This window comes from Catenibacterium sp., assembly GCF_052354645.1.
In the GTDB taxonomy this organism is placed as follows: domain Bacteria; phylum Bacillota_I; class Bacilli_A; order Erysipelotrichales; family Coprobacillaceae; genus Catenibacterium; species Catenibacterium mitsuoka_A.
The window spans coordinates 1-1,615 of the sequence record NZ_DAWDDM010000362.1; the positions used below are offsets into that span (position 1 = coordinate 1).

At 32.1% G+C, this 1,615-nt stretch carries 2 protein-coding genes; both read right to left on the reverse strand.

Annotated elements, in window-relative coordinates; translation table 11 throughout:
* Positions 1-74: 74 nt before the first annotated feature.
* Entirely contained in the window at positions 75-854 is a 780-nt protein-coding gene (locus tag ACT8VG_RS10995) for a Cof-type HAD-IIB family hydrolase (protein ID WP_444195905.1), read from the reverse strand.
* 54 nt (positions 855-908) lie between these two features.
* Complete coding sequence (locus tag ACT8VG_RS11000; RefSeq protein ID WP_444195906.1) at positions 909-1,493, reverse strand: histidine phosphatase family protein; 585 nt, start codon at positions 1,491-1,493, stop codon at positions 909-911.
* Positions 1,494-1,615: the final 122 nt, after the last annotated feature.

The following is a 1,615-nucleotide window of genomic DNA, read 5'->3' on the forward strand; positions in this document are numbered from 1 at the left end:
ATACCAATTTGGGATAGCCCAATTGATATTTTCATCTAATTTGTCAACAATCTGAAAGCAGGCGATGCCTGCTTTTAAATTATTTCGAAATGTTTTAATGCATTATATAAACCATTTTCATCGATATCATCTGTGACATAGTCTGCAGCTTTTTTAACATCATCTTCTGCATTACCCATGGCAACAGAAATCTTTGTATACTCAAACATATCAATATCATTCTTGCCATCACCAAAAGACATTGTTTCACTTTGATCAATAGAATAATACTTTAATACTTCATGAATGCCATTCTGTTTACCACCCGTTGCAGGAATAATATCCACTGCCTGAGGGTTCCATTGTGTCTCCTTACAATGAGGCATAAGTTCCTTAATTTCTTTTAATCTTTCATCATTTGTATCATAAGGAATGACCTGATAAATAGGATGTGTATAACCTCTATGAATATCTCCTAATTCTGGTAGTGGTGTAGAAATAGCTTTCTGTACTTTTTCTACAACTTCATTATTAAAATTGATATACATCAATTCATCTTCTACAAATATGCAGGGCATATGGTTTGTATCTACATAATTGATGATGTTGTTGATGTCTGTTTGTTCAATAGGAAGTCCATAAATCATTCCTTCTTTATTGAAACAATACTGTCCATTTAAAGTGATACAGGCATCAAACTCTAAATCCTGTATAGGAAGATTCCTCATCTCACTTAAATGTCTTCCTGTCGCAATAAATGTAAGTATACCTTTCTCTTTTAATAGTCTTAATGCTTCTTTAGTAGATTCTGGAACACTATACGTAGTATGTGAAAGTAATGTTCCATCTATATCAAAGAAAATTGCTTTTATCATATTTCATCCTCCTGTCTTATTTATCATACTAAAAAAAGCTCCAAAAAGGAACTTTTACATGAAACTACTAAAATCATGATTGATGATTTCTTTACAAGAGAAGATTCCATCTTCATATGTACATACAAAGATAGCACAGTTCTTAATACCTTTCTTATAGTGAGCTACATTATATTCTTCAAAGTTTCTAATAAAGTTGGCACAAGCAGCTCCATGAGATACAACAAGGACATTATCACCTTTTGTATTTTCCATAATTTCTGTGATAGTCTTTACAACTCTTTTCTGTACTTCCTCCTGTGATTCTCCACCATAAGTTTTAAAGTAATCTAGATAAGGAAATGGTGGATTAAGACATTCATCTTTTCCTTCAAAGACACTAAAGTTCATTTCTTTTAATCCCTTTAAACGTGTATAAGGCATATTATGATGTGTAACTATTTCAAGTGTATCACTCGCTCTTTCACTTGTGCTGCAATAAGCATCATCAATCTGAATATGATTATCATCAAACCATTTTCCAGCTACTTCTGCCTGTTTAATTCCAATTTCTGTAAGAGGTGCATCACACCATCCCTGAATCTTATGTTGTGCATTAAATAAAGTCTGTCCATGACGCATTAAATAAAGTGTTTTCATTGTAATTCCTCCTTTATATTTGTACAATAAAATTATAAAACATGGTAGTTACTACCGAGCAAGCAAAAAAGGAGGGAACTATAAGTAACTGAATATATCGACCATTGTGTTTGAATGTGTTT